Origin of the sequence: Streptomyces sparsogenes subsp. cuspidosporus (assembly GCF_039532705.1) — a bacterium.
Classification (GTDB): domain Bacteria; phylum Actinomycetota; class Actinomycetes; order Streptomycetales; family Streptomycetaceae; genus Streptomyces; species Streptomyces sparsogenes.
On the sequence record NZ_BAAASD010000009.1, the window covers coordinates 204,708 to 231,430 of the forward strand.

The 26,723-nt window shown below is 70.9% G+C and carries 21 protein-coding genes and 2 pseudogenes; 8 read left to right on the plus strand and 15 right to left on the minus strand.

Features of this window, described 5'->3' with window-relative positions; all coding sequences use genetic code 11:
- Positions 1 to 48: 48 nt before the first annotated feature.
- The 5 genes and pseudogenes from ABFY07_RS14480 to ABFY07_RS14500 form a co-directional block, all read right to left on the minus strand.
- On the minus strand, positions 49 to 1,176 hold the full coding sequence (locus ABFY07_RS14480) for a PD-(D/E)XK nuclease family protein (RefSeq protein WP_346174887.1): 1,128 nt from the start codon (positions 1,174 to 1,176) through the stop codon (positions 49 to 51).
- 551 nt (positions 1,177 to 1,727) lie between these two features.
- Positions 1,728 to 2,672: pseudogene (locus ABFY07_RS43140) on the minus strand (ISAzo13 family transposase); the annotation flags it as partial.
- Between the two features lie 22 nt (positions 2,673 to 2,694).
- Positions 2,695 to 3,567, minus strand: a pseudogene (locus ABFY07_RS14490) (IS256 family transposase); the annotation flags it as partial.
- Positions 3,568 to 3,874: 307 nt separating this feature from the next.
- Positions 3,875 to 4,609: a DISARM system phospholipase D-like protein DrmC gene (drmC, locus tag ABFY07_RS14495; RefSeq protein ID WP_346174889.1), complete on the minus strand. Its 735-nt coding sequence runs from the start codon at positions 4,607 to 4,609 to the stop codon at positions 3,875 to 3,877.
- 269 nt (positions 4,610 to 4,878) lie between these two features.
- Entirely contained in the window at positions 4,879 to 6,408 is a 1,530-nt protein-coding gene (locus ABFY07_RS14500; RefSeq protein ID WP_346174890.1) for a helix-turn-helix domain-containing protein, read from the minus strand.
- A gap of 134 nt (positions 6,409 to 6,542) precedes the next feature.
- On the opposite strand from ABFY07_RS14500, the gene ABFY07_RS14505 reads away from it, so the two are divergent.
- Together ABFY07_RS14505 and ABFY07_RS14510 are read left to right on the plus strand one after the other, a co-directional pair.
- Positions 6,543 to 7,511 carry an SdpI family protein gene (locus ABFY07_RS14505; RefSeq protein WP_346174891.1) on the plus strand — a complete coding sequence of 323 codons (969 nt, stop codon included), beginning with the start codon at positions 6,543 to 6,545 and terminating at the stop codon, positions 7,509 to 7,511.
- A gap of 1 nt (position 7,512) precedes the next feature.
- Positions 7,513 to 7,875, plus strand: a complete 363-nt coding sequence (locus ABFY07_RS14510) for a GntR family transcriptional regulator (protein WP_346174892.1) — start codon at positions 7,513 to 7,515, stop codon at positions 7,873 to 7,875.
- A gap of 15 nt (positions 7,876 to 7,890) precedes the next feature.
- Here ABFY07_RS14510 and ABFY07_RS14515 read toward each other — a convergent pair whose 3' ends face one another.
- On the minus strand, positions 7,891 to 8,457 hold the full coding sequence (locus ABFY07_RS14515; protein WP_346174893.1) for a Uma2 family endonuclease: 567 nt from the start codon (positions 8,455 to 8,457) through the stop codon (positions 7,891 to 7,893).
- Positions 8,458 to 8,548: 91 nt separating this feature from the next.
- Positions 8,549 to 9,376 (minus strand): ribonuclease BN, encoded by an 828-nt coding sequence (locus ABFY07_RS14520; protein WP_346174894.1) that lies wholly within the window; start codon positions 9,374 to 9,376, stop codon positions 8,549 to 8,551.
- A 599-nt stretch (positions 9,377 to 9,975) separates the two neighbouring features.
- On the opposite strand from ABFY07_RS14520, the gene ABFY07_RS14525 reads away from it, so the two are divergent.
- The 3 genes from ABFY07_RS14525 (at position 9,976) to acnA (ending at position 13,926) form a co-directional block, all read left to right on the plus strand.
- Positions 9,976 to 10,221 carry a hypothetical protein gene (locus ABFY07_RS14525; RefSeq protein ID WP_065965466.1) on the plus strand — a complete coding sequence of 82 codons (246 nt, stop codon included), beginning with the start codon at positions 9,976 to 9,978 and terminating at the stop codon, positions 10,219 to 10,221.
- Between the two features lie 45 nt (positions 10,222 to 10,266).
- A complete protein-coding gene (locus tag ABFY07_RS14530; RefSeq protein ID WP_346174895.1) occupies positions 10,267 to 10,746 on the plus strand; it encodes a hypothetical protein in 480 nt (159 codons plus the stop codon).
- A gap of 462 nt (positions 10,747 to 11,208) precedes the next feature.
- On the plus strand, positions 11,209 to 13,926 hold the full coding sequence (gene acnA, locus ABFY07_RS14535) for an aconitate hydratase AcnA (protein WP_346174896.1): 2,718 nt from the start codon (positions 11,209 to 11,211) through the stop codon (positions 13,924 to 13,926).
- Between the two features lie 123 nt (positions 13,927 to 14,049).
- On the opposite strand, the gene ABFY07_RS14540 is transcribed toward acnA, so the two are convergent.
- Positions 14,050 to 14,994: an aminoglycoside phosphotransferase family protein gene (locus ABFY07_RS14540; protein ID WP_428836927.1), complete on the minus strand. Its 945-nt coding sequence runs from the start codon at positions 14,992 to 14,994 to the stop codon at positions 14,050 to 14,052.
- A gap of 14 nt (positions 14,995 to 15,008) precedes the next feature.
- Entirely contained in the window at positions 15,009 to 15,896 is an 888-nt protein-coding gene (locus ABFY07_RS14545; RefSeq protein WP_346174898.1) for a GNAT family N-acetyltransferase, read from the minus strand.
- A 6-nt stretch (positions 15,897 to 15,902) separates the two neighbouring features.
- On the opposite strand from ABFY07_RS14545, the gene ABFY07_RS14550 reads away from it, so the two are divergent.
- Both ABFY07_RS14550 and ABFY07_RS14555 read left to right on the plus strand, forming a co-directional pair.
- Complete coding sequence (locus ABFY07_RS14550) at positions 15,903 to 17,099, plus strand: sulfotransferase (RefSeq protein WP_346174899.1); 1,197 nt, start codon at positions 15,903 to 15,905, stop codon at positions 17,097 to 17,099.
- 125 nt (positions 17,100 to 17,224) lie between these two features.
- Positions 17,225 to 18,256, plus strand: a complete 1,032-nt coding sequence (locus tag ABFY07_RS14555) for an NAD-dependent epimerase/dehydratase family protein (RefSeq protein ID WP_346174900.1) — start codon at positions 17,225 to 17,227, stop codon at positions 18,254 to 18,256.
- A gap of 61 nt (positions 18,257 to 18,317) precedes the next feature.
- Here ABFY07_RS14555 and ABFY07_RS14560 read toward each other — a convergent pair whose 3' ends face one another.
- Complete coding sequence (locus tag ABFY07_RS14560) at positions 18,318 to 18,857, minus strand: carboxymuconolactone decarboxylase family protein (protein ID WP_346174901.1); 540 nt, start codon at positions 18,855 to 18,857, stop codon at positions 18,318 to 18,320.
- A 133-nt stretch (positions 18,858 to 18,990) separates the two neighbouring features.
- On the opposite strand from ABFY07_RS14560, the gene ABFY07_RS14565 reads away from it, so the two are divergent.
- Complete coding sequence (locus ABFY07_RS14565) at positions 18,991 to 19,989, plus strand: pirin family protein (RefSeq protein WP_346174902.1); 999 nt, start codon at positions 18,991 to 18,993, stop codon at positions 19,987 to 19,989.
- A 117-nt stretch (positions 19,990 to 20,106) separates the two neighbouring features.
- Here ABFY07_RS14565 and ABFY07_RS14570 read toward each other — a convergent pair whose 3' ends face one another.
- The 5 genes from ABFY07_RS14570 to ABFY07_RS14590 all read right to left on the minus strand — a co-directional run.
- Positions 20,107 to 21,348: a serine hydrolase domain-containing protein gene (locus ABFY07_RS14570; protein WP_346174903.1), complete on the minus strand. Its 1,242-nt coding sequence runs from the start codon at positions 21,346 to 21,348 to the stop codon at positions 20,107 to 20,109.
- 137 nt (positions 21,349 to 21,485) lie between these two features.
- Entirely contained in the window at positions 21,486 to 21,968 is a 483-nt protein-coding gene (locus ABFY07_RS14575; RefSeq protein WP_346174904.1) for a hypothetical protein, read from the minus strand.
- A 169-nt stretch (positions 21,969 to 22,137) separates the two neighbouring features.
- Positions 22,138 to 24,435: an ATP-binding protein gene (locus ABFY07_RS14580; RefSeq protein WP_346174905.1), complete on the minus strand. Its 2,298-nt coding sequence runs from the start codon at positions 24,433 to 24,435 to the stop codon at positions 22,138 to 22,140.
- Positions 24,436 to 25,222: 787 nt separating this feature from the next.
- The gene (locus tag ABFY07_RS14585; RefSeq protein ID WP_346174906.1) at positions 25,223 to 25,711 is read right to left on the minus strand and encodes a hypothetical protein; all 489 of its coding nucleotides are present in this window, start codon (positions 25,709 to 25,711) and stop codon (positions 25,223 to 25,225) included.
- A gap of 14 nt (positions 25,712 to 25,725) precedes the next feature.
- Positions 25,726 to 26,723 (minus strand): alpha/beta hydrolase (locus ABFY07_RS14590; RefSeq protein ID WP_346174907.1); only part of this gene is annotated, 998 nt, incomplete at its 5' end.

The following is a 26,723-nucleotide window of genomic DNA, read 5'->3' on the forward strand; positions in this document are numbered from 1 at the left end:
CGTCCACCCCTGCATCGCCGCTGTCAGATTCTCCGTCGATTAATGCGATCACAGTCTCCCTTGCGGCTGAGTCGCGTGCTGTGCCATCCGGGACCCGATCACAGCCACCCTGCTGAGCACCTCGGTGGCTTCCTTGAGTGTGGTTGAGGGCGGCAGCACGAAGCGCGCGCCGAACTCCACTTCACCGCTGAGCTTGGCCTGCTTCTCGCCGTAGCCAGCGCCGAGGAACGCTGGAGCGCCGAGCGCCTTGAGTCTAGCCACGCCATCCTTCTCCCATTGCAAGGTCTTGCGCGGCGGATGGGGTCTCCACGGAATCCAGTCCTCTTGGGCGAGGTACTCCTGCCAGAGCAGCGCCAGGTGATCCCAGTCGTAGGCCTTGGAGGAGGTGACTCGCTGCTGCACGAGGAAGAAGCGGAAGTCGACCCTGCGAAGCCCGCTGCTGTCGACGAGCTTGCCAACGTCCTTAGTCGGCAAGCTTTCGGTGGCTTCCCAGCGGACGGTGTAACCGCTGCTCGGAATCGGGGCGTCCACGATCGTGACGTACAGGCCACCGGAGCCGATCTCCTGGATGGACTTCGATGAGCAGCCGGGCAAGGCGACGTTGTCGTACATATAGGCAGCACGAAGTCGGAGAGCGAGGTACAGGTCGATACCGTCGATCTGATTCCAGACGGTGTGGCCATTCACCTCCGGCACCTGGGATTTGATGTGGCTCGTCCAGGCTGTGGCTGTCGTCGCGGCCCACGGCACCGGGGACGAGGCGAAGGGAGCGATGATCTCCTCCCAGGTGAGGTTCTGCCAGTCCTGGGCATGGGTGGTGTCGAGGCGGATGCGCTGAAGTGAGACCGCCACGAACTGGCAGTCGTTTCGCTCATCCTCGGCGACGTATTTGTAGTACCGCTCCAGCTGTTCAATTCCGAGGCCGGCAAGCAGCTTCACTTCGACGACAGCGACAACCTGACCGTTCGCCTCCACCACCAGGTCGGGTCGATCCGATGCCTTCCGGCCCCGCGACTTCGAGACCTCCCGACGAATCTGGAGCGGGCCAACAGCCTCGATCCCGAGCACGGAGCGGGTGATCGCCTGGTCGGCATTCATGAGGGTGGCGAGCAGATCGCTCCACGCGTTCTCGCTGTTGATCGAGAGCAGGAAGCGAAGATCCGGGAGACTGCTCACTCGCTGCCCTCTCCCAGCTCCGCGTCGATGTTGAGCACGCGGATCCCGGACTGCGACTGCGCGAGGAGCACCGCAGCGTTCTCGGCAAGGCGACGGGCGGACTTGAGCCGCAGGTCCAGCTCGACATCGTCACCCCAGCGGACTGACGTTGCGATGGCGAATGCGATCGAACCACCGGACTCCAAGTGGCCGACGATCTCCTTGTGGATGCGGCGGCTGGTGCGCTGACGAGAGCGATCCGTCTTGGCGTTGCGGTAGTTGCCGGCTCGCCTGGCCAGCTCCACGGACTCCCCGATGTAGATCACTTGGATGCCGTCGTCGTCCACACCGAAATCGTAGCGGTAGAGCCCTGGCGCTCGCGGGAGTCCGGGAAACCTCGGCAGGCCGGCTTCGTCCAGCGTGATCGGGCCCGCGCTCAGCCACGAGAACGCAACGCGGACGTCGAGCGCCTCCAGTTCCCTGAGCTGGGACTCGTCGAAAGGCCCACGACGAGTCGCGCCGGTCAGCCGCGGGATTGAGCCGCTCTCGGTGGCCGAGGATCCGGCACCGATCAAGAACCCGAGGTTCTGCAGCCACCGCCGAGAGGCATGCGACTGAAACCGACTGCGCTTGGCACCTGTCGTAAGGGAGATGACCTGCTTGACCGGCCAATGCACACCATCTACCTCGACCCAGTACTCGCGGATCTCCTCGGGCACGTGACCAGCGAGACGCCTACGAACAAGCGTGGACGTCAGCTCGAGGGATTCGCCATCGAGGATGAACTGCATGGAACGGAGGTTAGGATCGTAGATGCCATACGGGATCGCCGCTTCGCCCGTCGGCCCGGAGAAGAAGCTGTGGTCGTCGACCCGGACCGGGTCGCCCTTCGGGCGCCACTGCCGTCCGGGGTCGGGCAGTCGGCCGATCATCTCCTTCTTCTTCGTGTCCACGCTGATGACCGGCTCGTCGTCGGCCTGATGCTGTTTGACCTGCTCGTTGAGGTAGCGGAACTGGGCGTCCCGGTCCGGGTGTTGCTCGCCCTCCAGAGTCTTGGCTTGGGCCTGGAGGCTGAAGCCGCTGTCCTTCAGCAGCCGGCCCACCGTCGTCGCGGAGACCGGATGTCCCTGGCGCGTCAGCTCGTCAGCGAGGTTCCGCAGCGACTTTGTCGTCCACCGCAGCGGCGACATCGGATCGCCCCGCTCATCCGGCTCGACCAGTGCCATCAACGCAGGCAGCAGAGCCGGATCGACCTCCTCGGCCCGCTTGCGGCCCCCGCCCGGCCTGCGAGTTCGGCCTGCAGGCGGTGGGGCCTCGCCCGCTTCCAGCTCGAAGACACCCCTGCGGACCGTGGTCTCGCTCACCCCCGCAACCCGTGCGACGGCCCGGATGCCGCCATGCCCCAGCAGCCTCGCCTCGGCCGCCAGCAGCAGACGCCGCTGCCGCTCGTCCAGATGCGGCAGCAACACCTCGAACCGCACGGCGAGTTGACCGTGCACCCCCTCCGAAAACGCCATACCAGGTCAACGAGACACGCCACCGGAAGCGACACCTTGTTTCCGTACGGCTCCGGTGGACCACGCAGGTCTGCACGATGGTGCGAGGCCAGACCGTCTCCACCGCCTCGGGCAGACCCTTGAGCCCGTCGCAGACCAGCATCAGTACGTCGTTCACGCCGCGGTTCTTGATCTCGGTGAGGATGTGCAGCCAGTGCTTGGCGCCCTCACCGCCGTCGCCGGCCCACAAGCCCAGAATCTCCCGCCGGCCCTCGACGGTGACGGCCAGGGCCACATAGACGGGACGGTTGGCAACCGCGCCGTCACGGATCTTCACGTGGATGGCTTCAACGAAGACCACCGGATAGACGAGGTCGAGAGGGCGGCTCTGCCATTCGGCCATGCCCTCGAGGACCTTGTCGGTGATGGTGGAGATGGTCTGCCGGGACACCTCGGCTCCGTAGACCTCCGCCAGATGGGCCTGGACTTCACCGGTGGTCAGGCCCTTCGCAGCCAGCGAGATCACCATCTCGTCAACGCCGGTCAGACGCTTCTGCCGCTTCTTGGCGATCTTCGGCTCGAACGAGCCGTCCCGATCGCGGGGCACGGCTATCTCCACCGGCCCGACCTCGGTCAGGACGGTCTTTGAGCGCTTGCCGTTGCGGGAGTTGCCCCCGTCCTTGCCCGCCGGATCGTGCTTGTCATAACCGAGGTGGTCGGTGATCTCGCCCTCGAGGGCGGACTCCAGCAGCCGCTTGGTCAGCTGCTGGAGCAGTCCACCCTCACCGGTCAGCTGCAGGCCCTCTGCCTGAGCCCGGCTCACCAGCTCGTCGATCAGCTGGTCGTCCACGGCCTTCGCCGACACAGCCGCTGCCAACTCGACAGCCTCGTGCTCGGCCACGTTGTCACTGGTCATCGATGCATCTTCCATGATCGCGAGTTACACCAAACGATTTACAGTCCCTCCGCTGCGGCTGGCGTGCCGGGTTTCACAGGGCCAACGCGCTCGTTGAGCGGAATGCGTGCGGGGTGGGCCGACAGCGGATGAGTTCTCCTGGTGTCATGCCTCCAGGATCTTGCCGAACGCTGTCCGTGCCGCCTCACCTCGATTGTTCGTCCGCAGTGATCGAGGACGGGAGAGGGGCACGAGTGCCGAGTGGGCGCACATCGCATCGGCGGTCTCGTTCGGGACGTGACCGCTGAATGCCGGGTTCGCGGGGTCGTCAACAGCGAATCAAGTCGCCTTGTTCATGAAGGGCTGCAAGGTGAGCACGGATGGCCCTCGGATGCGGGCCGCCTCGCAGGAGGATGCCGCACTCGAGATTGGTTTCCATGGCCGCGCCCGTGATGTTGGCGCTGCCGACGAGAGCTGTGGATCCGTCTGTGACAAGGATCTTTGCGTGGAGTGACGTGTGGCGAGCTGAGCGCCGGGCCGCTGGCCATGCCAGTCGAGTCGCATCCAGGTGGGGAAAGGGGATGCCGCGAAAGCTGTAGGAGGGGTTGTCCGTGTTGCGTTCCAACAAGAGTGTGATCTGAATGCCGCGCCCTGCCGCTGCCTTGAGCGCAGCGGTGATTCTTGGCTCAGTGTGCGTGGCATAGCTGACGAGCCAAATCTCGTGCCGCGCCTCGTCGATGAGAGTGGTGATGCTGTGCGCTGTCAGCCGACTGGATGTGATCCGCGTGTGGGGCCCCGTCCAGACGACGTCGATGGCCTGATCCTTGCGCGAAGTATCCGCTGCGGCTACCGCAGCGAGAGCCCCTGCGAGGTAGTCAGGGGAGCAATGAGCAAGGCAAGCAATGAGTTGACTGCATGCGCGCCGGATTATGTTCGAGGACGCCTGGGCTCGGAGGTCCCTCAGCCTATCGATGCCTCCGCCTGCGGCAACTGAGAGTGCATACAGGTCCTGGCTGGGAAGTTCACGTGCGAGGGCCTGCACTGTGGTGATCGGATCGGTCATCGGGGACTCCGAATCTTAGGAACGCCAGTGGCACCGTCGGTGCGGAGATCGCGAGGCCCTTGTGGCGAGCACTCTCCGTGAAGGCTGACGGCCACTCAGGTATCCCTGACGCCTCATCACCAATTCAAGATCATCTTGCACGCACGTTGCACAAGACGATGAAAAACAGCGATGATCAATGGAGGGTCCCGCAAGTGTGTAACAGCAGGTCAGCCGGCATTTAGGAGTGTCGTGCCGCTCATCTCCTAGGGGCGCGACACTCCTACCGGTCAGATGTCGCGGAAGGTCTCGATCTGCGCGCCGATCGAGTTCAGCCGCTCCGCCAGGTCCTCGTAACCCCGGTTGATCACATACACGTTGCGCAGCACCGAGGTCCCCGGCGCCGCCAGCATCGCCAGCAGGACCACCACCGCGGGCCGCAGCGCCGGGGGGCACATCATCTCGGCCGTGCGCCACCGGGTCGGGCCCTCCACCAGGACCCGGTGCGGGTCGAGGAGCTTGACGTGGGCGCCCAGGCGGTTCAACTCGGTCAGGTAGATGGCCCGGTTGTCGTAGACCCAGTCGTGGATCAGCGTGGAGCCCTGCGCGGAGGCGGCGATGGCCGCGAAGAAGGGCACGTTGTCGATGTTGATGCCGGGGAACGGCATCGGGTGGATCTTGTCGATCGGGGCCTGGAGCTTGGAGGGCCGCACGGTCAGGTCGACCAGCCGGGTGCGGCCGTTGTCGGCGGTGTACTCGATGCCGCGCTCGTGGTCCAGGCCCATCTCCTCGAGCACCGCCAGCTCGATCTCCAGGAACTCCACCGGGACCCGCCGGATCGTCAGCTCCGACTCCGTGACCACCGCGGCGGCGAGCAGGCTCATCGCCTCGACGGGGTCCTCGGAGGGGGAGAAGTCCACGTCCCGGTCGATGCGGGGGACGCCGTGCACGGTGAGGGTGGTGGTGCCCACTCCCTCGACCTTGACCCCCAACTCCTCGAGGAAGAAGCACAGGTCCTGGACCATGTAGTTGGGGGAGGCGTTGCGGATCACGGTGACGCCGTCGTGGCGGGCCGCGGCCAGCAGGGCGTTCTCGGTGACCGTGTCGCCGCGCTCGGTCAGCACGATGGCGCGGGTGGGGGACACCGTGCGGTCGACCCGCGCGTGGTACATCCCGTCCGTGGCGGTGACTTCGAGGCCGAAGGGGCGCAGCGCGGTCATGTGCGGCTGGACGGTGCGGGTGCCGAGGTCGCAGCCGCCCGCGTAGGGGATCTTGAACTGTTCCATGCGGTGCAGCAGGGGGCCGAGGAACATGATGACGCTGCGGGTGCGGCGGGCGGCCTCGGTGTCCATCGCGTCGAGGTCCAGCTCGGCGGGCGGCACGATCTCCAGATCGGCCCCGTCGTTGATCCAGCGGGTGCGGACGCCGACGCTGTTCAGCACCTCCAGGATCCGGTAGACCTCCTCGATCCGGGCGACCCTTCTCAGCGTCGTACGGCCCGAGTTGAGCAGCGTGGCGCACAGCAGGGCGACGCACGCGTTCTTGCTCGTCTTGACGTCGATGGCGCCCGAGAGGCGGCGGCCGCCGACGACCCGCAGATGCATCGGCCCCGCGTAACCGAGCGAGACGATCTCGCTGTCGAGCGCCTCGCCGATCCTGGCGATCATCTCAAGGCTGATGTTCTGGTTGCCGCGCTCAATACGGTTGACCGCGCTCTGGCTTGTGCCCAGAGCCTCCGCGAGCTGCGACTGGGTCCAGCCGCGATGCTGGCGGGCGTCACGGATGAGCTTGCCGATGCGGGAGAGGTAGTCATCAGTCATACGGGAGAGGCTATCTCAGATATGAGATGCAGGCGTGACGGGGGTGGCGATCGGGTGAGGGGGGTGCGAGGCCCTGCCCGGCCGGGTGATTGCGCGTGATTGTTCTACTAGTATGCGAACAATAGGAGGTGCTCGTGAATCAGTCCCCGCGCCGCACGCTGGTCGTCGTCCTCCCCTTCGCCCTGGCCTGCGCCGCCGTCGTCACCACGTACGCGGCCCTGCGCGACCGGCTTCCGGACCCGCTCGCCACCCACTTCCCGGCGAGCGGCAGGGCCGACGGGTTCTCCGGCGCGGGCTCCTTCGTCGGGGTGGCCGTCGCGCTCCTCGCGGTCCAGGGGGCGGTCTTCGCCGTGCTCGCCCACCGCACGAGCCGGAGCCTGGGCTCGCTGCGCCCGCTGATCGCCTGCGCGTACGGCGAGTCGGGGCTGCTGGGCTACGCGTTCCCCGCCACGCTCTTCGCCAACGCCGATGTCCCCGACGCCGCCGATGTCCGCTTCCCCATGTGGCAGCTGGCCGTGGCCCTGGCCTGCGCCCTGCCCGCCGGCGCGGTCGGCTGGCTCCTGGCGGGCGCGGACGCGCGGTCCGCCGACCGGCCCGCCGGCGAGCCGCACCGCCTGCCGCTGGGCAAGGGCGAGGTCGCCAGCTGGTCGCGCACCGTCACCTCGCGCGTGCTGCTGGCGGTGGGGGTCGCCCTCGTCGGCGCGGGCGCCATACTGGCCTTCGCCGTGAGCCCGGGGAGCGGGCTGCCGATGACGATCATGGGGGTGATCGCCGTGCTCCTGTCCGCCTGCCGGGTGACCGTCGACCGGCGCGGCCTGACCGTGACCCCGCCCGTCGTCCGGCTGCCCCGGCTGCGGGTGCCGCTCGGCCGCATCGAGGAGGCCACGAGCCGCCCGGTGGACGCCTTCGGCGACTTCGGCGGCTGGGGCTACCGGATCCGGGCCGGGCGCAGCGGCCTGGTCATGCGCTCGGGCGACGCGCTCTGCCTGCGGCTGACCACCGGAAAGGAGTTCGTGGTGACGGTGGACGACGCCCGCACCGCCGCGGCCCTGCTCAACACCCTCGTCGACCGCGGCGCGGGCCGCCCGGCGGACGCGGGCTGACATGCTGTTCACGGTCGACCCCGGCTCCCCGGTCCCGCTCGGCGACCAGATCGCCTCCTCCGTACGCCGCGCCATCGCCGAAGGCACCGTCCACCCCGGCGAACGCCTCCCCGCCGCCCGCGCCCTCGCCGACTCCCTCGGCGTCAATGTGCACACCGTCCTCCGCGGCTACCAGCGGCTCCGCGAAGAGGGCCTGATCGAACTCCGCCGCGGCCGCGGCGCGGTCGTCACCGGCGCCACCACCTCCCCCGGCCGTGCCCGCCTCGTCGAGGAGGTCCACGGCCTGGTCGCCCGGGCCCGCGCGATCGGCCTCTCGGACGACGAGCTCCTCGCCCTCGTCCGCACCCGCCTCACGGGCGGCTGAGCCCGCCGGCGGCCGTCAGAACTCCGAGGTGTCCAGCTCCAGGTCGAACGGCTCGGGGAGCCGGATCGGTGTCCCGAACGGATGCGGGCCGTGCACCTCGGTGTAGCCCAGGTCGCCGGGCTCGCTGTAGAGCGTGCTGGTGCGCTCCTGCCGGTCGACCAGCAGATACAGCGGGGCGCGGTACTCGGCGTAGCGGCGGCGCTTGACGATCCGGTCGGTGTCCCCGTTCGAGTCCGAGGTGACCTCGACGACCAGCAGTGTCTGGTCGGGCAACAGTGCTCCGGCGCCCTTGGCCAGATCTCTGGGGACAACAGCGAGATCTGGCACGAACCAGTTGGTCGTGCCCGGGAGATCGAGATCTCCCGACCCCGACAAGCACCCCAGCTCGTCGACTACAGGGCCGATCTGTCGGCGGATCTTGTCAACGGCCTTTTCCTGATCCCACGACGGCACGAGGGGTTCGATGACCCCCTCGACGATCTGCACCCGGTCCCCCCGGACGTGCTGGATCGCGTACTTCAGTGCAGTTTCGGGGTCGTCGGCCACGTACGAAGCCGTATCCGAATGGGGTTGCGCGCTCATCGGTCCTCCGCCAGGGCGACGTAATTGCAGCATGACGACTGCCGAAGGTCTATCGCAATCCTTCACGACGTGGGGCGTTCCGCCCCGGCGATCACTCGCCCGGGTGACCGGCCGCCCCCGACCCCGCCCCCGCCCCGTCACCCGCCGACAGGCCGGCGAGCCGGGCGTACCACGCGGAGGTGGCCACCAGCTGGCCGATCGCGAGGCCCGCCACCACGATCAGGAACATCACGATGAGCCAGGACAGCAGCGTGAACACGGGACCGAGGGGGCCGAAGTCGCCGAGGCTGCGGTTCATGGCGAAGGGCATGAGCAGACGGGAGGCGTAGCCCAGCAGCACGGTGCCGGTGCCCGCGAGGACCGCGCCGGGGAGCAGGAGCAGCCACGGGACCCGGCCGCCCAGCAGCAGGTGCTGGGTCCACCACCACAGCAGGACGGACGACAGCAGGGACAGCACGAGCCCCGAGACGATCCCGGTGCCGAAGCCCCTGCGCAGCGGCGCCTGTACGAGCAGCACCGCCAGCCACACCAGCAGCCACAGCAGCCAGCGCCACGCCACCACGCGGAGGCCCGCCCTGGGCAGGTTCCAGCACCGCTCGCAGACCGCTTGCAGGGCGCGGCTGAAGGCCGTCGCCGACACCAGCGCCACCACGATGCCCACGGCGCCCGACGGGGTCCTGGTGGTGCCGGACGCGGCGAGGGCCCGGCGCACCTGGTCCAGCGCCTCGCCACGCACGCCCACGACGGAGCGCACGGAGTCCGTCAGCAGGCCCTTCAACCCCTGGGGGGCGAACGCCGACACCGCCATCAGCAGCGGCAGCGCCGTCAGGAACGCCTGGGCGGCCAGCCGCATGGCGGCCTCCACGGTGTTCACCGCCAGCAGCCGTTCGGCCAGCCCGGCGACCGTTGGCGAGCGCACCGCGGCCAGGACACTCCGGGCTCTGCCGAACCGGGGTGGCCGGTGTTCGTCTCCGCCGGAACTCACCGCCTGCCTCCTGCGTTCCAGGCTGCCACCTCGGACGGTGGGGCCGGTTCACCGCTGCCGCCGCCACCGATAAGGGGCTCTCCGCCACCGATAAGGGGCTCTCGTGACGTTCGCCCGCCGCCGCAGCGAGGATGCCGAGCAGCACCAGGACGAGGACGACCACGCCCAGCACGAGCGCCACGGACGCCGGGGTGGGGTGGTTCCACAGGACGAGGGCGAGCGCGCCGCCGGTGATGACGACCCCGGTGGTCCAGGCGCGGTGGGCGTCCAGCCAGCGGCCCGTACCCCCCGTGCGCGCCCCGGCGCGGGCCAGCGCCCGGCCGGTGGCGCCGGTGGCGCGGGCGGCCCCCGAGCGCACGGCGCGGGCGCCGCGCCCGGGGCCGTACAGATAGCCGGACACCACGGTGATCACCGCGATGACCAGGATCGTGCGGGTGGACTCGCGCAGGAAGCGTACGAAGGTGTCGTAGATGGTGGCGGCGGCGTCGGCGGGCAGCGTGGTGGGCGGGACGGAGCCCAGATAGACCTGGCGCATGACGGCGAGGCCGACGAGCAGCACCAGCATCATCACCGCGACGCCCACGCCGACGCTCATCAGCGCCACCCGGTGCGCGGGGGCCGTCCACACGGCGAGCGCGGCGAGCACGATCGCGGCGACCGGCAGCCACAGGCCCAGCACATCGAGCAGCCGCATGGCGTTCTGCGCCTTGTCGAGCTTCTCGACCCGCAGCAGCGGGACCGTACGCTCCACGGTGGGGATCTTCGCGGCCTTCTCGTAGCCCGCCTGCACCAGCCGGCGCTTGACGTTGTCGATGAGGGTGCCGATGTCCAGGACGACGGTGTTCCCCCTGGCCTGGACGGCGCTGGGCCCCTCACCGGTGAGGACCTTCACCACGGCGGCGTGCGCCCGGCGGTTGGCGGCGGTCCACACCTGGGCGAACTGGTCGCTGCGCACCACCTTGGCCACCACGTCGTGCACGCCCGTGGTCAGGGCGGTCTTCAGCGGCCCGGTCAGCAGCCGGGCGCTGTCGGCCACCCGGGGCGGGGCGCCGACCCGGTCGAGGGCCCTGGAGAGGGCGGCGGTGAGACCGGCCACGTCCACGTTGTCGACCACGCGCTCGGTGAGCCGGTCGGTCACCGCGTTCTGCACGGCGGGCTCGGAGGCCAGCGGGGCCACGGTCTGCACGTACCGGTCGGTGTCGGCGACCTCCTCGTGCGTCCAGGTGGCCACCACGGCGAGCGGGGCGAGCAGCACGGCCAGCACCAGCAGCACCGACGCGGCGGCGTACCGCAGCCGGCGGTGACGGACGGCCGCCGCCTTGCGCAGCCGTTCGTACTCCTGGCGCTCGACGGCGCTCAGCGGTCGCTCGGAGGGAGCCCCGGAGGAAGATCCGGAGGAAGCCCCGGAGGGAGATCCGGACGGAGGTTCGGAGGGAGATCCGGACGGAGGTTCGGAGGGGGGTTCCGAGGGAGATCCGGAGGGGGGTTCCGAGGGAGGTTCCGAGGGGGGAGTGCCCGAGGAATCCATGAGGTCCTCCTTCGCCTGGTCCTCATGGTGAGCAAAGGCACAGTTGATCGCCACGCGAGCCCCCTGTGCGGCGGCCCATGTATTAGGGTTATCTTGACATCGAGATATCCGCCGGAAGGCGCACCGCGGCCGCACTGGTAAGGCTTGCCTAAGTAAGTCTGGCCTTAGCTGATGGGCGAGGGCATGTGACGGCAGGATTGCGGTAGTACGCGCGAGATCATGCATGAAGGAGACAGTCGTGTCGGCGAACAGCTTCGACGCCCGCAGCACGCTGCAGGTGGGCGACGAGTCGTACGAAATCTTCAGGCTCGACAAGGTGGAGGGCTCCGCCCGGCTGCCGTACAGCCTGAAGGTGCTGCTGGAGAACCTGCTCCGCACCGAGGACGGCGCGAACATCACCGCCGACCACATCCGCGCGCTGGGCAACTGGGAGCCGAGCGCCCAGCCCAGCCAGGAGATCCAGTTCACGCCGGCCCGTGTGATCATGCAGGACTTCACCGGTGTGCCCTGTGTCGTCGACCTCGCCACCATGCGCGAGGCCGTCAAGGAGCTGGGCGGTGACCCCGCGCGCATCAACCCGCTCGCGCCCGCCGAGCTGGTCATCGACCACTCGGTCATCGCCGACCGCTTCGGCACCCCCGAGGCGTTCACGCAGAACGTGGAGCTGGAGTACGGGCGCAACAAGGAGCGCTACCAGTTCCTGCGCTGGGGCCAGACGGCGTTCGACGAGTTCAAGGTCGTCCCGCCGGGCACCGGCATCGTCCACCAGGTCAACATCGAGCACCTGGCCCGCACCGTCATGGTGCGGAACGGACAGGCGTACCCCGACACCCTGGTCGGCACCGACTCGCACACCACCATGGTCAACGGCCTGGGCGTGCTGGGCTGGGGCGTCGGCGGCATCGAGGCCGAGGCCGCGATGCTGGGCCAGCCGGTGTCCATGCTGATCCCGCGCGTCGTCGGCTTCAAGCTGACCGGCTCGCTGCCGACCGGCACCACCGCCACCGACCTGGTGCTGACCATCACCGAGATGCTGCGCAAGCACGGCGTGGTCGGCAAGTTCGTCGAGTTCTACGGCGAGGGCGTGTCCTCCATCCCGCTCGCGAACCGCGCCACCATCGGCAACATGTCGCCGGAGTTCGGCTCCACCGCCGCGATCTTCCCGATCGACGGCGAGACCATCAACTACCTCAAGCTCACCGGCCGCAGCGAGCAGCAGCTCGCGCTCGTCGAGGCGTACGCCAAGGAGCAGGGCCTGTGGCTCGACCCGGCCGCCGAGCCGGACTTCTCCGAGAAGCTGGAGCTCGACCTGTCGACGGTCGTCCCGTCGATCGCCGGCCCCAAGCGCCCGCAGGACCGGATCATCCTGGCCGAGGCCGCCGAGCGGTTCGCCCAGGACGTGCGCAACTACGTCTCGGAGGACGAGGAGACGGGCAAGGAGTCCTTCCCCGCCTCCGACGCCCCGGCCGTCAACCACAACGGCGTGCCGACCAAGCCGACCCCGGTCATCGCCCCCGACGGCAGCCAGTACGAGATCGACCACGGCGCCGTCACCGTCGCCGCGATCACCTCCTGCACCAACACCTCCAACCCGTACGTCATGGTCGCCGCCGCCCTGGTGGCCAAGAAGGCCGTGGAGAAGGGCCTGACCCGCAAGCCGTGGGTCAAGACCACCCTGGCGCCCGGGTCCAAGGTCGTCATGGACTACTACGACCGGGCCGGCCTCACCCCGTACCTGGACAAGCTGGGCTTCAACCTGGTCGGCTACGGCTGCACCACCTGCATCGGCAACTCCGGCCCGCTGCCGGAGGAGGTCTCCAAGGCCGTCAACGAGGCCGACCTCGCCGTCACCTCCGTGCTCTCCGGCAACCGCAACTTCGAGGGCCGGATCAACCCGGACGTCAAGATGAACTACCTGGCGTCCCCGCCGCTGGTCGTCGCGTACGCCATCGCGGGCTCCATGAAGGTGGACATCACCAAGGACGCCCTCGGCACCGACCAGGACGGCAACCCGGTCCACCTGGCCGACATCTGGCCCTCCGAGAAGGAGGTCGAGGAGGTCGTCGCCTCCGCGATCGGCCAGGAGATGTTCGCCTCCAGCTACTCCGACGTCTTCGCGGGCGACGCGCAGTGGCAGGCGCTGCCCATCCCGACCGGCAACACCTTCGAGTGGGACCCGGAGTCCACCTACGTCCGCAAGCCCCCGTACTTCGAGGGCATGACCATGGAGCCGGCCCCGGTCCAGGACGTCACCGGCGCCCGGGTGCTCGCCAAGCTCGGCGACTCGGTCACCACCGACCACATCTCCCCCGCCGGTGCCATCAAGGCCGACACCCCGGCCGGCAAGTACCTCACCGAGCACGGCGTCGAGCGCCGGGACTTCAACTCCTACGGCTCGCGCCGCGGCAACCACGAGGTCATGATCCGCGGCACCTTCGCCAACATCCGCCTGCGCAACCAGGTCGCGCCGGGCACCGAGGGCGGCTACACCCGCGACTTCACCCAGGAGGGCGGGCCGGTCTCCTTCATCTACGACGCCTCGCAGAACTACCAGGCCGCGGGCATCCCGCTGGTGATCCTGGCGGGCAAGGAGTACGGCTCCGGCTCCTCCCGCGACTGGGCCGCCAAGGGCACCGCGCTGCTCGGCGTCAAGGCCGTCATCGCCGAGTCGTACGAGCGCATCCACCGCTCGAACCTCATCGGCATGGGCGTGCTGCCGCTCCAGTTCCCGGAGGGCGCCTCGGCGCTGTCGCTGGGCCTGACCGGTGAGGAGACCTTCTCCATCACCGGCGTCACCGAGCTGAACGAGGGCACCACCCCGCGCACCGTGAAGGTCACCACCGACACCGGCGTCGAGTTCGACGCGGTCGTCCGCATCGACACCCCCGGTGAGGCCGACTACTACCGCAACGGCGGCATCATGCAGTACGTGCTGCGCTCGCTGATCCGGAAGTAACCCCAGCGGTCACCCGTACGGACGGGCCGCACCCCCGGCGCGGGGGTGCGGCCCGTCCGCGTGTCCCCGGCGCGGGGGCCCGTCCCCGTGTCCCCGGCGCGGGGGCGGCAAGTCCGCGTGCGGTCAGGGGCTCCGCAGCGCGCGGGCGATCGCGGCCCGCACCGGATCGACCGCCCGCGCGCCGCCGGCCACCTCCCACAGCGTGTTCTGCAGCACGCGCCCGAGCGTCCAGGCCCGCGCCCGCCGCCGGTCCAGCCCCAGCACCTCGGTCATCACATCGAAGCGGCGGCGCACCGCGCGCGGCACGTCCCCGGTCGCGGTGATGTCGTCCCAGCGGTTGTACAGGGCCGGGAAGATCTCGAAACCCGGGTCGCCCACCAGCGGCTTGGGGTCGATGGCCAGCCACGGGCCACGCCCCTCGGCGCCGGCGCCGGCGTCGGGGGCGCGCGGCGCCAGGACGTTGTCGTAGTGCAGATCCCAGTGCAGCAGCCGGTCGCCGGGCTCCTGGGCCACCTCCCGTACGGCGGCCGCGCAGTCGCGGACCAAGCGGGCGTCCTCCGGGTCGCCGAGGACGGCCGCCGCCCCGTCCGCCCGGTCGAGCATGGCCGCGGCGATGTCCCCCAGACGGCGCAGGCCGGGCGGGCCCGGGGTCCGGGACAGCCGGGCCAGCAGCCCGGCCAGGACCCGCGCGGCGGACATGTCGTCGGCGACGGCGGACAGCGAGCGGGCGGGGTCAAGACGCTCCAGCAGCATCGTGCCGGTGTCCGGGTCGTCCCGCAGCAGGCGGACCGCGCCCCGCCCGCCCCAGGCCCGCAGCGCGGCGGCCTCGCCGGCGCTCTCCTCGGTGAGCAGCTGCAGCTTGAGCACGGCCGGGGTGCCGTCCGCGCGGACGACCGGCAGCACGAGGGCGCAGACGCCGTGCATCGGCGGCCCGTCCGGGCGCAGCTCCCACCGGTCCAGATACCCGGCGGCCAGGCCGGGCAGCGCCGCGATCCAGGCGCGGCCGGCGGCCCCCTCGTACCTGCTCTGCGAGGCGGCCAGCGCCCGCGGCACCTCGATGTTCACCATCACAGGCCTCACCATCACAGGAACGTACCGGACGGGATGTACGGGGCCGGGGGCCGCATCCCGCGCAGGCACACATAGCCCCTGGTGGACAGCTCGAGACCGGCCGCCAGGCCCACGTCCACCGCCCACTCCTGCTCGGCCGTCAGGCTCGGGACCCGGGCCTCGGTGCCCTCGGGGAGGCTGAGCAGCGCGGCGGTCAACAGCCGCTTCGCCAGCCGCCGCGAGGTCGCGGCCAGCAGCTCCACCGTGCCGTCGTCGCCGACGTAGCAGTAGCCGCTGCCCGCCAGGTCGTCCGAGACGAACAGCCGGCGCTGGCGCAGCAACAGGTCGTGGTCGGGCCCGTGCGCCCCGCCGCGGGTGCGGCGGTCCACGGAGTCCATCATGTCCCGCTGCCTGGCCCCGCCCTCGAACACGGCGCCGTCCAGCGGGGGCAGCCGGTCCTTGGCCACCTTGTCGACGACTCCGCGCATCCGGATGGCCGGGTGCAGGGTGAAGCCCGCGCGCCGGTAGGTGGCGGCCGCGCGCGGGTCCTCGGAGCCCACGATGATCCCGCGCAGGCAGGCGCGGCCGTACGCGAGCGTCGCGGCCAGCAGCTCCCGCCCGAGGCCGCGCCCCTGCGCCCGCGGCAGCACCGCCAGCATCGCCAGCCCCCAGGTGCCCTCGCGCCGGGTGGACAGCGCCGCGCCCACCGGCATCCCGGCGTCGTCCACGGCCAGCCAGCAGCCGCCCGGGTCGGTGCGGGCCAGGTGGCGGTTGCGGCCGTGGGCGAGGGCGACGCGGCGCGGCGGCCACTCGGCGTCGGGCGCGCCGGGGAGGGTGCGGGAGGCGCCGAAGGTGGCGGCGGACACGGTCCGTACCGCCTCGGCGTCCTCCTCGGTGTCGCGTAGCCGACGGAGGATCATGTCTCCATGATGGCGGTCGTGTTGCCGCCGTCGACACCCTTGCGCCCCGGTCGCACCTGGGCCTTTACTGATCGCTGCCCGGCGGCCCGCGCGCGGCCGCCGCCCCGCCGCCGTACCCCGCGGCGGGCCAGCACCGGAGGTGGACCCATCAGCACGCGGCCCCTGACGTTCGTCGTCGGCACCGGACGCAGCGGCTCGACGGCGCTCTCGCACGTCCTGAACCTGCACCCCGGCGTCCTCAGCGTCAACGAACTCTTCACGTCCCTCGGCGCCGAGCCCCACCGGCACCCGCTGCCCGGGCGGACCTTGGGCGGCGCGGAGTTCTGGCAGCTCATCACCCGGCCGAACGAGAACTTCGACCGGATGATCCGCAGCGGCATCCCGGCGCCCGAGTTCCTCTACCCCCGGCGCCCCGGGCGCTTCTCGGCCGAGACCACCGGCATCCCCGCCCTGTGCATGACGGTCCTGCCGCACCTCACCGACGACCCGGACGGGCTCTTCGACGAGCTGGCGCCGCGCGTCTCGGCGTGGCCCGGCCGCCCTGTCGCCCGCCACTACGGGGCGCTGTTCGAGCTGCTGGCCGACCGGTTCGGCCGCGGCGTGGTCGTCGAGCGCTCGGGCGGTGCCCTGGCCTGGGTGCCCTGGCTGCGGGAGGCGTTCCCCGGGGCCCGGTTCGTCCATCTGTTCCGGGACGGGCCTGACTGCGCGCTGTCGATGAGCCGCCACCCCGGCTTCCGGATGATCCTGCGCACCATGGACGCCAGGGCCGCCTCAGGCGCGGGTCCGCTGACCCGGCTCACCGAAGAGCACCTGCGGTCCCTGCCGCCCGACCTCGCGGGGCTGTTCGCCGAACGGTTCGACCCCGCGCTGCTGCTGGAGGCGCCCGTGCCGGTCGCCCGGTTCGGCGCGATGTGGTCGCGGCTGATCACCCGGGGCCTGACCGCGCTCTCCCGGGTCCCGGAGGGGTCCCGGACATCCCTGTCGTACGGGGAGCTGCTCGACGCGCCCCGGCGGGAGCTGACCCGGCTGGCCGGGTTCATCGGCGTGGAGCCCACCCCGGACTGGCTGGCGGCGGCCGAGGCCACGCTCGACCACGGCCGGCGCGGCGCCTCCCTGGGCCTCCCGCCGGAGGAGCTGTCGGCCCTCCGGGAGTCCTGCGCCCCGGGTACGGAGGCGCTGCGCGCGGCCTTGGCCGGGGCGTAGCGGCGGGTTGCCTCACCGCCGGTTCGCGCCGGGCGCGCCTGCCCAGGGCGTGTCCGCTGTGAGCGTATTCGCTCAGAGCATGCGGCGATTCCGCGGACGCCGCCCGGCCGGGCAGAGTCGCCGCCATGAGACTTCTGCTGCTGGGCGGTACGGAATTCGTGGGGCGGGCCGTGGCCGAGGAGGCGCTGGCACGCGACTGGCAGGTGACGGTGTTCAACCGGGGGCGGCACGAACCCCCGGCGGGCGTGGCGGCCCTGCGGGGCGACCGGAGCGCCGCGGGCGGCCTGGCGGCCCTGGAGGGGGCCGGCGCGGGGGAGTGGGACGTGGTCGTCGACACCTGGACGGGCGCGCCGTCCGCCGTGCGGGACGCGGCCCGGCTGCTGGCCGGGCGCGCCGGGCACTACGTCTACGTCTCCAGCCGGTCCGTCTACGCCTACCCCGCCCCGGCCGGGCTCGACGAGGACGGCCCGCTGGTGGAGGCCTCGCCGGACGCGGGCGAGGTCGAGTACGCCGAGGCCAAGAGGGGCGGTGAGCTGGCGGCCGAGGCGGCGTTCGGGGACCGGGCGCTGCTGGCCCGGGCCGGGCTGATCCTGGGCCCGTACGAGAACGTCGGGCGGCTGCCGTGGTGGCTGGCCCGCATCGCGGGCGCCGCGCGGGGAGGGACCCTGGGCGGCCGGGTCCTGGCTCCGGGACCGCGCGATCTGCCGCTGCAGTACATCGACGTACGAGACCTGGCCGCCTGGCTGCTCGACGCGGCCGAGCGCGGGCTCGGCGGCCCGTACAACCTGGTGAGCCCGCCCGGCCACGCGACCTTCGGCGAGCTGCTGGAGGCGTGCGTGGCCGCCACCGGGTCGGACGCCGAGCTGTGCTGGACGGCCCCGGAGACGGTCCTGGCGGCCGGTGTCGAGCCGTGGACCGAGCTGCCCATCTGGCTGCCGCCGGGGGAGCTCTACGACACGATGCACCAGGGCGACGTGTCCCGGGCGCTGGCCGCGGGGCTGCGCTGCCGCCCCGTCGCCGAGACCGTGGCCGCCACCTGGGAGTGGCTGTGCGCGCTTGGCGGCCGGGCGCCCCACCGCCCGGACCGGCCGCCGGTGGGGCTCGACCCGGAGCGGGAGGCGAGGGTGCTGGCGGCGTCGGCGGCCGGGGCGCCGTAGGCACGTTTCCGAGGTGGTCCTCCCGATGGCCCCCGGCCGGCGGGGGCCGTCGGGAGGCGGGCTATTCCTGTGCGGCAGCGGCCGGCCGGGGCGCGGGGACCGGGCGTACGGGGTGCTTGCTCATGATCGAGATCCGGTTGAACGCGTTGATGGTGATCGCCACCCAGATCACCGCCGAGATCTCGTCGTCGGTCAGCACCGGGCGCGCGACGGCGTAGGCAGCCTCCTGGGCGGCGGCGTCCGCGGGGCTGGTGGTCGCCTCGGCGAGGGCGAGCGCGGCCCGCTCCCGGGGGGTGAACACCTCCGTGTCGCGCCAGGCCGGCAGCACGCCCAGGCGCTGGGTGGTCTCGCCGGCGCGCAGCGCGGCCTTGGTGTGGAGGTGGAGGCAGTACGCGCAGCCGTTGATCTGGGACACCCGGAGGTTGACCAGTTCCACGAGGATCCGGTCGAGCCCGGCCTCGGCGGCGACCGCGCGGACCGCCTCGGCGGTCTGTGCCAGGGCACCGTAGGCCCGCGGGCTCTGCTTGTCGACGAAGACCCGCTTGCCCCGCCCCCCGGCGGAGGTCACCTTGTCGACGGAGGTCGCTGCCGCGTCAGTCACCTGATCTCCTTCACCGGGCCGCATGGGCCACACTTCTCGAGAGGTCTCGCACCTCAGCGAGGTGTGGACCTATCATCCATGATTGTTGAGCATAAAACTATCCCGCACTATCCCGCCCGGGAGGCGTCGCCCCATGAGCAACACCGAGACCCAGCCCGCCGTGCAGCGCTGCGGCGCCTCCCCGGACGAGGAGACCGGCGCCCCCCGGGTGGAGGTCCTGACCCCGCGCGACGTCCCGCTGGGCGGCCCGCGCGCGATGACGGTACGACGCACCCTGCCACAGCGGGCCCGGACGCTGATCGGCGCCTGGTGTTTCGCGGACCACTACGGGCCCGACGACGTGGCCGCCACGGGCGGGATGGACGTCGCCCCGCATCCGCACACCGGGCTGCAGACGGTGAGCTGGCTGTTCAGCGGGGAGATCGAGCACCGCGACAGCCTGGGCAGCCACGCCTTCGTACGCCCCGGCGAGCTGAACCTGATGACCGGCGGCCACGGGATCAGCCACTCCGAGGTCTCCACCCCCCGGACCACGATCCTGCACGGCGTACAGCTGTGGGTGGCCCTGCCGGAACAGCACCGGCACACCGCCCGCGACTTCCGGCACTACGTCCCGGGCCCCGTCGCCCTGACCGGCACCCCGGCGGGGGACGGGTCCGCCGGTGAGGCCAGGGTGTTCCTCGGCTCCCTCGCGGGCGACACCTCACCGGTCCCCACCTTCAGCCCCCTGCTGGGCGCCGAACTCGTCCTGGAGCCGCACGCCACGGTCGGCCTCGACATCGACCCCGCCTTCGAGCACGGCCTCCTCCTCGACCGCGGCGAGGTCCGCATGGCCGACACCCTCCTGCGCCCCGCCGAACTCGGCTACCTCGCCCCCGGAAACCGGACCCTGGAGCTGACGAACACCACGGACGCCCCCGCCCGGATGGTGCTGCTCGGCGGGACGCCGTTCGGGGAGCGGATCGTGATGTGGTGGAACTTCATCGGCCGCGACCACCAGGACATCGCCCAGGCCCGCGAGGACTGGATGACCGGCTCCCGCTTCGGCGAGGTCAAGGGCTACGACGGTGACCGCCTGCCCGCCCCCGAGCTGCCGAACGCGCCGCTGAAGCCGCGGGGGAACGTTCGCTGACCCGGAGGACCGAAGGGGCGGGGTGACTCGCGGAGGAGGCGCTGCGCGTCGTCCGGCCAGACGGCGTCGAGGGCTTCGGCGATCTTGCGGGTCATCTCGCCCGTGGCGGGGTCGGTGTCAGTCGTCGATGGCCTGGTAGACCGTGGTCCAGAAGTCGTGGATGAGCCGCGCCGAATCCGGGACTGACAGCCCGACCTGGGTGAGCAGGATTCCGGTGAGCTGGTTGTCCGGGTCGGCGTAGGTCGAGGTGCCGCTTCCGCCGTCCCAGCCGAACTGGCCGATGGGCGCGTAGTCGCCGCGGTAGGTGCGCACCGCCATTCCGAAGCCCCAGCCGCCGTGCTGCCCTTGGCCGAACGACACATGGACGTTGTCGGTGGCCATGGCGGTTCGGGCGGCTTGTTGCTCGGGGGTGAGGCGGTTGGTGGTCATGAGCTGGACTGCGGGCCGGGACAGGATGCGTTCGGTCCCGTGCATCCCGTGGTTCAGCAGCATCCGAAAGTAGGCGTGGTAGTCGTCGACGGTGGAGACCAGCCCGCCGCCACCGCCCTGGAACGCCGGAGGCCGGCTCCAGCGTCCGCCCTCGGCCTCGTCCCACACGTTGAACTCTCCGGTCTGCGGGTCGGGGGCGTAGAGGGTCGGCAGCCGGTCGATCTTGTCGGCGGGTACGTGGAAGCCGGTGTCCTTCATGCCCAGGGGGGCGAAGATGCGTTGGCGCAGGAACGTCTCGAACGACTGGCCCGTGACCCTGGCGACGAGCACACCGAGCAGATCGTTGCTGATGTGGTACTGCCAGCGCTCTCCGGGCTGGTGCATCAGCGGAAGCGTGCCCAGGCGGCGCATCCACTCGTCCGGCTCGGGCATCGGCACCGGCAGATCGGGCGTGAGCCCCTGCTCGAAGATCGCGTCCATGACCGGAGTGCCCAGCGACGTCATATCCATGCCGAGCCCGAACGTGGAGGTCAACAGGTCCCGTACGGTGACCGGCCGCCGCGCCGGCACGGTGTCGTCCAGCGGGCCGTCGATCCGCTTCAGCACCTGCCGGTCGGCGAGCTCGGGCAGCCACGGCTCCACCGGGTCGTCCAGTCGCAGCCTGCACTCGTCGAGCAGGACCATCGCCGCCGCCATCGAGACCGGCTTGGATGTCGAGGCCATCCGGAAGATCGTGTCCCTGCGCATCGGCGCGCCACCGTCATGACGCATCGTCCCGACCGCTTCGACGTGCGTCTCGCCGCCCCGGCCGACCAGGGCGACAAGCCCGGGAACCTTCCCGGACTCGACATGCCGTGCCAGCACCTCGCGCAGTCTGCGCAGCCCTGCTTCGGAGAAGCCGGTGTGCCGGTCGGTGAGGGTGATGGACATGGTTGTGTACTCCTTCGATTGAACGGATGGCTGGTGGAATGCGGTCCTGTTGGCGCCCGGGTATCCGGATCGCTGCGATGGGGTCGCGTGAGAGGATCTCCCGTTCGGGCGACCCGGCCTCGGAGCGGAGTGGGTCGTCAGCAGCCGAGCCGGTCGGCGATCACACCCAGCAATCGCCGCAGATCGCGTGACATGCGGGCACGCAGGCCCAGCTCGGCGATCCCGGCCGCGAACCCCGGATGGTGGGGAATGACCCGGTGGACGCGATGGGTCACCCGGGTGCCTGCGGGGCAAGCGGTGACGGCGTGCACCCCGGCGTACCAGCTCTGCACCGCCAACATGGACCGGGCCCGGTCCACCTGGATCTCCACCGGCTCCACCGGCCCGGCGAGCTCGGCGCGGTAGGCGTCGGCGCCGGACCCGTCCACGACGGTCATCGCCCCCTGCCGTGCCGCCGAAGCCCTGGCCAGCACCAGCAGGTTGTCATCGCCGACCCGGCCCTCGGCGACGGTGAGCAGGAGCGCGGCGACCGGTGCGACAGGAGCGGCGAGGGTCCCTTGCACTTCCCACAGGGCGGGCAGCGCGTCGAGTTCAGCGAGCAGCGAAGGCGTCGTGTGCATGGCCAAGAGCTTCGACGCGGCGGCCTGTGCACGACAGCCCATGCCGCGCCTTCCGGGACGCGGGACAACCCGTCGATACCCGGCTGAGCTGTGCTGTCACTCCAACGGGCGGCTGTCGCTCGGGTGTCCCGGGACGGGACGGGACACCCGCCCCACCCCTGGGACGGGCTCAGGACACCAGGGCCAGACCCGCACGCGCCGCGGACACCAGGTAGTTGATCCCGTGCGCGGTGGCGATCTCCAACGCCGACCGGAAATGCCGCGCCGCGGTGTCCCGATCGCCCGCGACCCGGCATGCCTCCGCATACGGGAGGAGACTGCGCACCATCCGATGCGGCTCACCGGCCTGTTCGAGAAGCCGCATGGCCTCGGCGTGCCTGGCCGTTGCCTCCTCGGCGCGACGGAGGTGGCACAGGGCGACGGCGGCGTCCGTGAGGCTGGCCGCCTCGAAGACCGGATGGCGTGTCGCCCGACTGAGCCCGACGGCCTGCTCTGCGAAATCGAGGGCGGCCCGGGCGTCGCCCAGGCCGAGTGCCGCCCGGCCGAGCACGTCCAGGCACATGCGCTCCGTTTGCCGGTCCAGCCCGCGCGCGGTCTCGATCACCTCCGAGACGACCTCGTGGGCCTCGCCGTACCTCCCCAACTGCACCAGAGCCTGGCCGAGACCGGTGCGCACACGCACGCCGGCGGCGGCCTCGTGGGGTGGCAGCAGCGCGGTCGCCTGGCGCAGCAATCCGACGGCGACTTCGGCGTCGGCGGCATACACCCGGATCTCCGCAAGCTGCAGGAGGGTGATGGCCTCGCCGACGATGTCGCCCTCCGCGGCCATCAGCACGCGGGCCGCCTCGAGCTCCGGCACCGCCTCCTCCAGTCGGCCGACGCGCATCAGCGCGGCGCCCAGCAAATACCGGTGCGAGGCGAGCACACGGCACTCGCCGAGCCTTTCAGCGGCGGGCAGGCTGACCTCGAGCCCGTGGCGTAGCTGCGCCATGCCACCTCGTCGCGCGTGGGAGATCAAGGCGAGCTGTCCCAGCCCGACCGCGGGCGCGTCGATGCGCAGCTCCACGGCGAGCGAGAACGTCGCGACGAGGTTGACCCACTCGGTGTCCATCCAGTCGACGGCTGTGTCGTAGCCGGAGAGGTCGGGAAGCGCGGGAGGTGGCTGCGACACCATGACCGGCAGGGGGATGACGATCTCGACCAGCCTTTTCACGGCCAGCATGCCGCTCAGGTAGTAGTCGCCCAGCCGGGCGATCGCCAGTACGGGGTCGGCTGCGGCGTCGTCGGCGCGGGCGGCCTGCCGCAGCAGGTCGTGCATCCGGTAGCGACCCGGCGCCCGCTCCTGGACCAGATGGACGTCGACCAAGTCCTCCAGCAGGGAGCGGGCGTTGGCCAGCGGGATCCCGGCCAGGGCGGCCGCGCCGTAGGCGTCGATGTCCTCGCCCGGCACCAGCCCCAGCAGCCCGAACATCCGCCGCTGGGCGGGGTCGAGCTGTCGCAGCGACATCTCGAACACGTCCGACACCGCCAGTTCGCCCTCGCGCAGCCGTTCCACCAGGGTATCGAGCGTCCACGCGGGACGGTGCCGCAGCCGTGCGGCGGCCACCCGGATGGCCAGCGGCAGGTTCCCGCATCGCCGCAGCACCTCGCCGACGTCACCGGGCCGAGCCCCGCCTGCGGATTCGACAAACAGCTCCGCCGCCTCCTGAGTCGGCAGGACGTCCAGCGAGATCGGCTGGACACCGTCCAGCTCAACCATCCGCCGGCGGCTGGTGATCATTACGAAGCTCTGGCCGGCGCCGGGCAGCAGATCGCGCACGTGATCGGCGTCGGCGGCGTTGTCCAACAGCACGAGAGCGCGCCGCGCCGCCAGCTCCGACCGCCACAGCGAGGCCCGCTCGGCGACCCCGTCGGGAATCGTGCCGGGTGGCAACCCGAGCGCGGCCAGCAGCACACGCAGCGCCTCCGCGGGCTCGACCCGCCCCCGGCCCGGAGTGAACCCGTGGAGGTCCACGTAGAGCTGGCCACCGGGGAAGTCGACGGTCAGTAGATGCGCGGCGTGTACGGCCAACGCGGACTTGCCCACCCCGCCCATGCCGTCGATCGCCACCACCGGCGTGTTCCGTACCGACGTGTTCCGCGCGGCGCCGAGGAGGGCGTCCAACTCCGCCCGGCGCCCGGTGAAGGCGGTGATGTCGTGCGGCAGGTCATTGCGCACTGGCAAAGTGGCAGCCGTGCTCGTCCGGGGTCCGTCCTTGGCCCGCTCCCACACGTCCCGCAGCGGCCTCGGGTCACGACCGGCCGCCTTGCAGAGCGCCACCACCGTCGGCCAGGGTGGAACGGCCTGGCCGGAGAAGTAGCGCGACAGTGAGGAGCTGCTGACGTGGATGTCGCGGGCGAGCTCGCGTAGGCTCCGCCCGGTCAGGTCACGCAACTGCCGTAGCCGCCCCGCCAATTCCTCGCGCACTCTTGCTCGGCCTTTCTCCAGCTTCAGGCGCTGATCCTAGACGGAGGGAGGCGGGCCGAGGACAGGGACTTTTCGCCCGCCCCTCATGCGCGAGGCGACCGCCGGCCGCATGGACACCGACCTGCTTACCCGGTGAGCTCTCCGCCGGTGTCGGCGTCCGGGCCGACGCGGGCGGCCTGAGAGCCGTCAAGTACGGCGTCACCCGCAACGACGTCACTGGTCACCTGCCAGGCCCTTCGCGCGGCCGTTGCCGTCGTTTGCCGCGCCGCCGATGTCGTTCTTCAGGATGTAGGAGTCATCCGCAGCGCCTCCTCGGCGGCGGTGAAGGCGGCAAGATCACGGGCGAGGCGTAGCGTTCCGACGATCGCCGGAGAACTCCTCCGGACCGGCTCTTCAGCAGGGCCGACATCCCGGGTGCACAGGCTCGGGTATCAGAGCCGCGTCAAGGATGCCTACCGCCGCGTAAGGGCGGCGTCAGGGCCGGCCCGTGGCCGGGCACGGTGCCGCGCGCTGTGCCGCGATCGCGCAGTCAAGCGCGCGTGGCGGCCAGGGCGTGCGGGCGGCCGGGCAGGTTCTCGTAGGCCGCGACGGTGATCCAGGAGGCCGAGTGCTGCGTGGTCATGACGCCCATGATGCCCGAGCCGCCACCCCGGCCCCGAGCGGCGGCCCCGAGCGGTGGCGCCGGTCGCCGGAAGACCCGGCCCCGGGCGCCTGGATGACCATGGTGACCGGGGCCGGGCCCACCTCGGGGCTCGGCGCCCGTGGCCCGGCGCCCGCGGCGGGGGGCTCAGTACTCGTCCACCGTGGTGCCCTCGGGCACCCGGAAGCAGGCGGACACGAGATGGAACATGATCCCGGGCTCCGCGCCGCTCCTCTTGGCGTCCCGCTCGGTCGGGATCAGCAAGGTGGCCTTGAGGGTGAACTTCTTCCGGGTGGAGTCGGCCATCACGTACGGGGACGCGGCGACGGTCGGCTCCCGCCCCTCGTGGACGACCTCCCAGCCGTGCCGGGAGAGATCCTCCGTGAGCCCCTGCCAAGCGGCTTCGAGGTCCCCGACCGGCACGCCGTACACCGACCACAGATGGCGGATGACATAGAACGTCTCGGGGTCCAGCTCGCCGCACACGTCCACGCCCGGTCCGGGCGCGGTCGTCTTCCCCTTCACCCGCAGCAGGTCGTACAGCTCGCTGGAGAGCGCCCTGGCCTCCTCGCGGGGCGCGGAGACCTCCCGCACCTCGGGCGTGTAGCCGAGGCCGGGGTCATCGGCGTCGGACATCGAAAACCACCCCGCTATTTCAACCGGACCTCGTCATAGCGTCCCACCACGACTCTGGCCTGGTTCTCCAGGCTCTCCGAACCGGCCAGCCAGTAGTTTCCGTGCCCGTGGGTGTCGGTGGCCATCTGCTTGGCGCCGAAGACGGGATCGCTGGGGGTGATGAACTGCGTCAGTCCCTCGTGGTGCCCATGCGTGGGTGCGCCCCACTTGGGCACCCAGTCACCCTCTGCCTTCTGGTTCCACACATGCCCCTCGGGCACGTCCAGGTCCTTCGCCCGCCCGACCTGGACGCCGGGGCTGCCGCTGAGCATCACGTCGTCCGCCTCCAGGGTGCCCTGGCGCGCGGCGGAGCCCACCACCACGGTGCCGTAGCTCTGTGCCTGCACCGACAGGTGGTCGTTGGCCGACGGGTCGTGGGAGACGTGCAGCCCCGACAGGAATTGATTGAGGTCCGGCCCCCCTTTGTCCGCGTACTTGTCCTTGATGGCCTCGGGGAAAAAGCTCTGCGGAGCGTCGTAACCGTGCCAGGTGATGGTCGAGACCTTGGGCTCGCCCGGCATCGCGCTGGCGGCCTGCCAGAGGTTGGTGCCCGCGATGACGGGCTTGTTGATGCCGCCGAGTGTGCCGTTGGTGCCGCCGACCATCACGGCGGTGTGATCGGCCGTGTCCGGGTTGCCGTTAGCGATGATCGCGCGCCCGTTCTTCTCGGGGTCGAAATCGAGCAGGTACGCCGGGGGAAGTCCACTACCGGTCGGCTTGTAACCGGAAGGCCGGGTGTTGTCGAAGGCGTCGACCTTCCCCGTGTCGTCGAAACGCATCTGAATGCGCTTCATGCCGTTGAGGGAGGACTGCAGATGCTTTTTGTGCTTGTCCCACTCGGTCCATTCCGGATTGAGCACCATGACCCGTCCGGCCGCCATGTACTTGGGCTTCGGCTCCGGTGGCAGGTTGTCCAGCTCGGTCTGGTACTTCGCCCGCTGCTCGTTGAACCAGACACGGTTCGCCTCGTCGC

Coding starts and splice junctions, on each gene's coding strand:
- drmC (WP_346174889.1), bottom strand. CDS start 4,609: ATGACCGATCCGATCACCACAGTGCAGGCCCTCGCACGTGAACTTCCC.
- ABFY07_RS14500 (WP_346174890.1), bottom strand. CDS start 6,408: ATGACTGATGACTACCTCTCCCGCATCGGCAAGCTCATCCGTGACGCC.
- ABFY07_RS14510 (WP_346174892.1), top strand. CDS start 7,513: ATGCTGTTCACGGTCGACCCCGGCTCCCCGGTCCCGCTCGGCGACCAG.
- ABFY07_RS14515 (WP_346174893.1), bottom strand. CDS start 8,457: ATGAGCGCGCAACCCCATTCGGATACGGCTTCGTACGTGGCCGACGAC.
- ABFY07_RS14525 (WP_065965466.1), top strand. CDS start 9,976: ATGACGGCGAGGCCGACGAGCAGCACCAGCATCATCACCGCGACGCCC.
- ABFY07_RS14530 (WP_346174895.1), top strand. CDS start 10,267: ATGTCCAGGACGACGGTGTTCCCCCTGGCCTGGACGGCGCTGGGCCCC.
- ABFY07_RS14540 (WP_428836927.1), bottom strand. CDS start 14,994: ATGGTGAACATCGAGGTGCCGCGGGCGCTGGCCGCCTCGCAGAGCAGG.
- ABFY07_RS14545 (WP_346174898.1), bottom strand. CDS start 15,896: ATGATCCTCCGTCGGCTACGCGACACCGAGGAGGACGCCGAGGCGGTA.
- ABFY07_RS14550 (WP_346174899.1), top strand. CDS start 15,903: ATGATGGCGGTCGTGTTGCCGCCGTCGACACCCTTGCGCCCCGGTCGC.
- ABFY07_RS14555 (WP_346174900.1), top strand. CDS start 17,225: ATGAGACTTCTGCTGCTGGGCGGTACGGAATTCGTGGGGCGGGCCGTG.
- ABFY07_RS14565 (WP_346174902.1), top strand. CDS start 18,991: ATGAGCAACACCGAGACCCAGCCCGCCGTGCAGCGCTGCGGCGCCTCC.
- ABFY07_RS14570 (WP_346174903.1), bottom strand. CDS start 21,348: ATGTCCATCACCCTCACCGACCGGCACACCGGCTTCTCCGAAGCAGGG.
- ABFY07_RS14575 (WP_346174904.1), bottom strand. CDS start 21,968: ATGCACACGACGCCTTCGCTGCTCGCTGAACTCGACGCGCTGCCCGCC.
- ABFY07_RS14585 (WP_346174906.1), bottom strand. CDS start 25,711: ATGTCCGACGCCGATGACCCCGGCCTCGGCTACACGCCCGAGGTGCGG.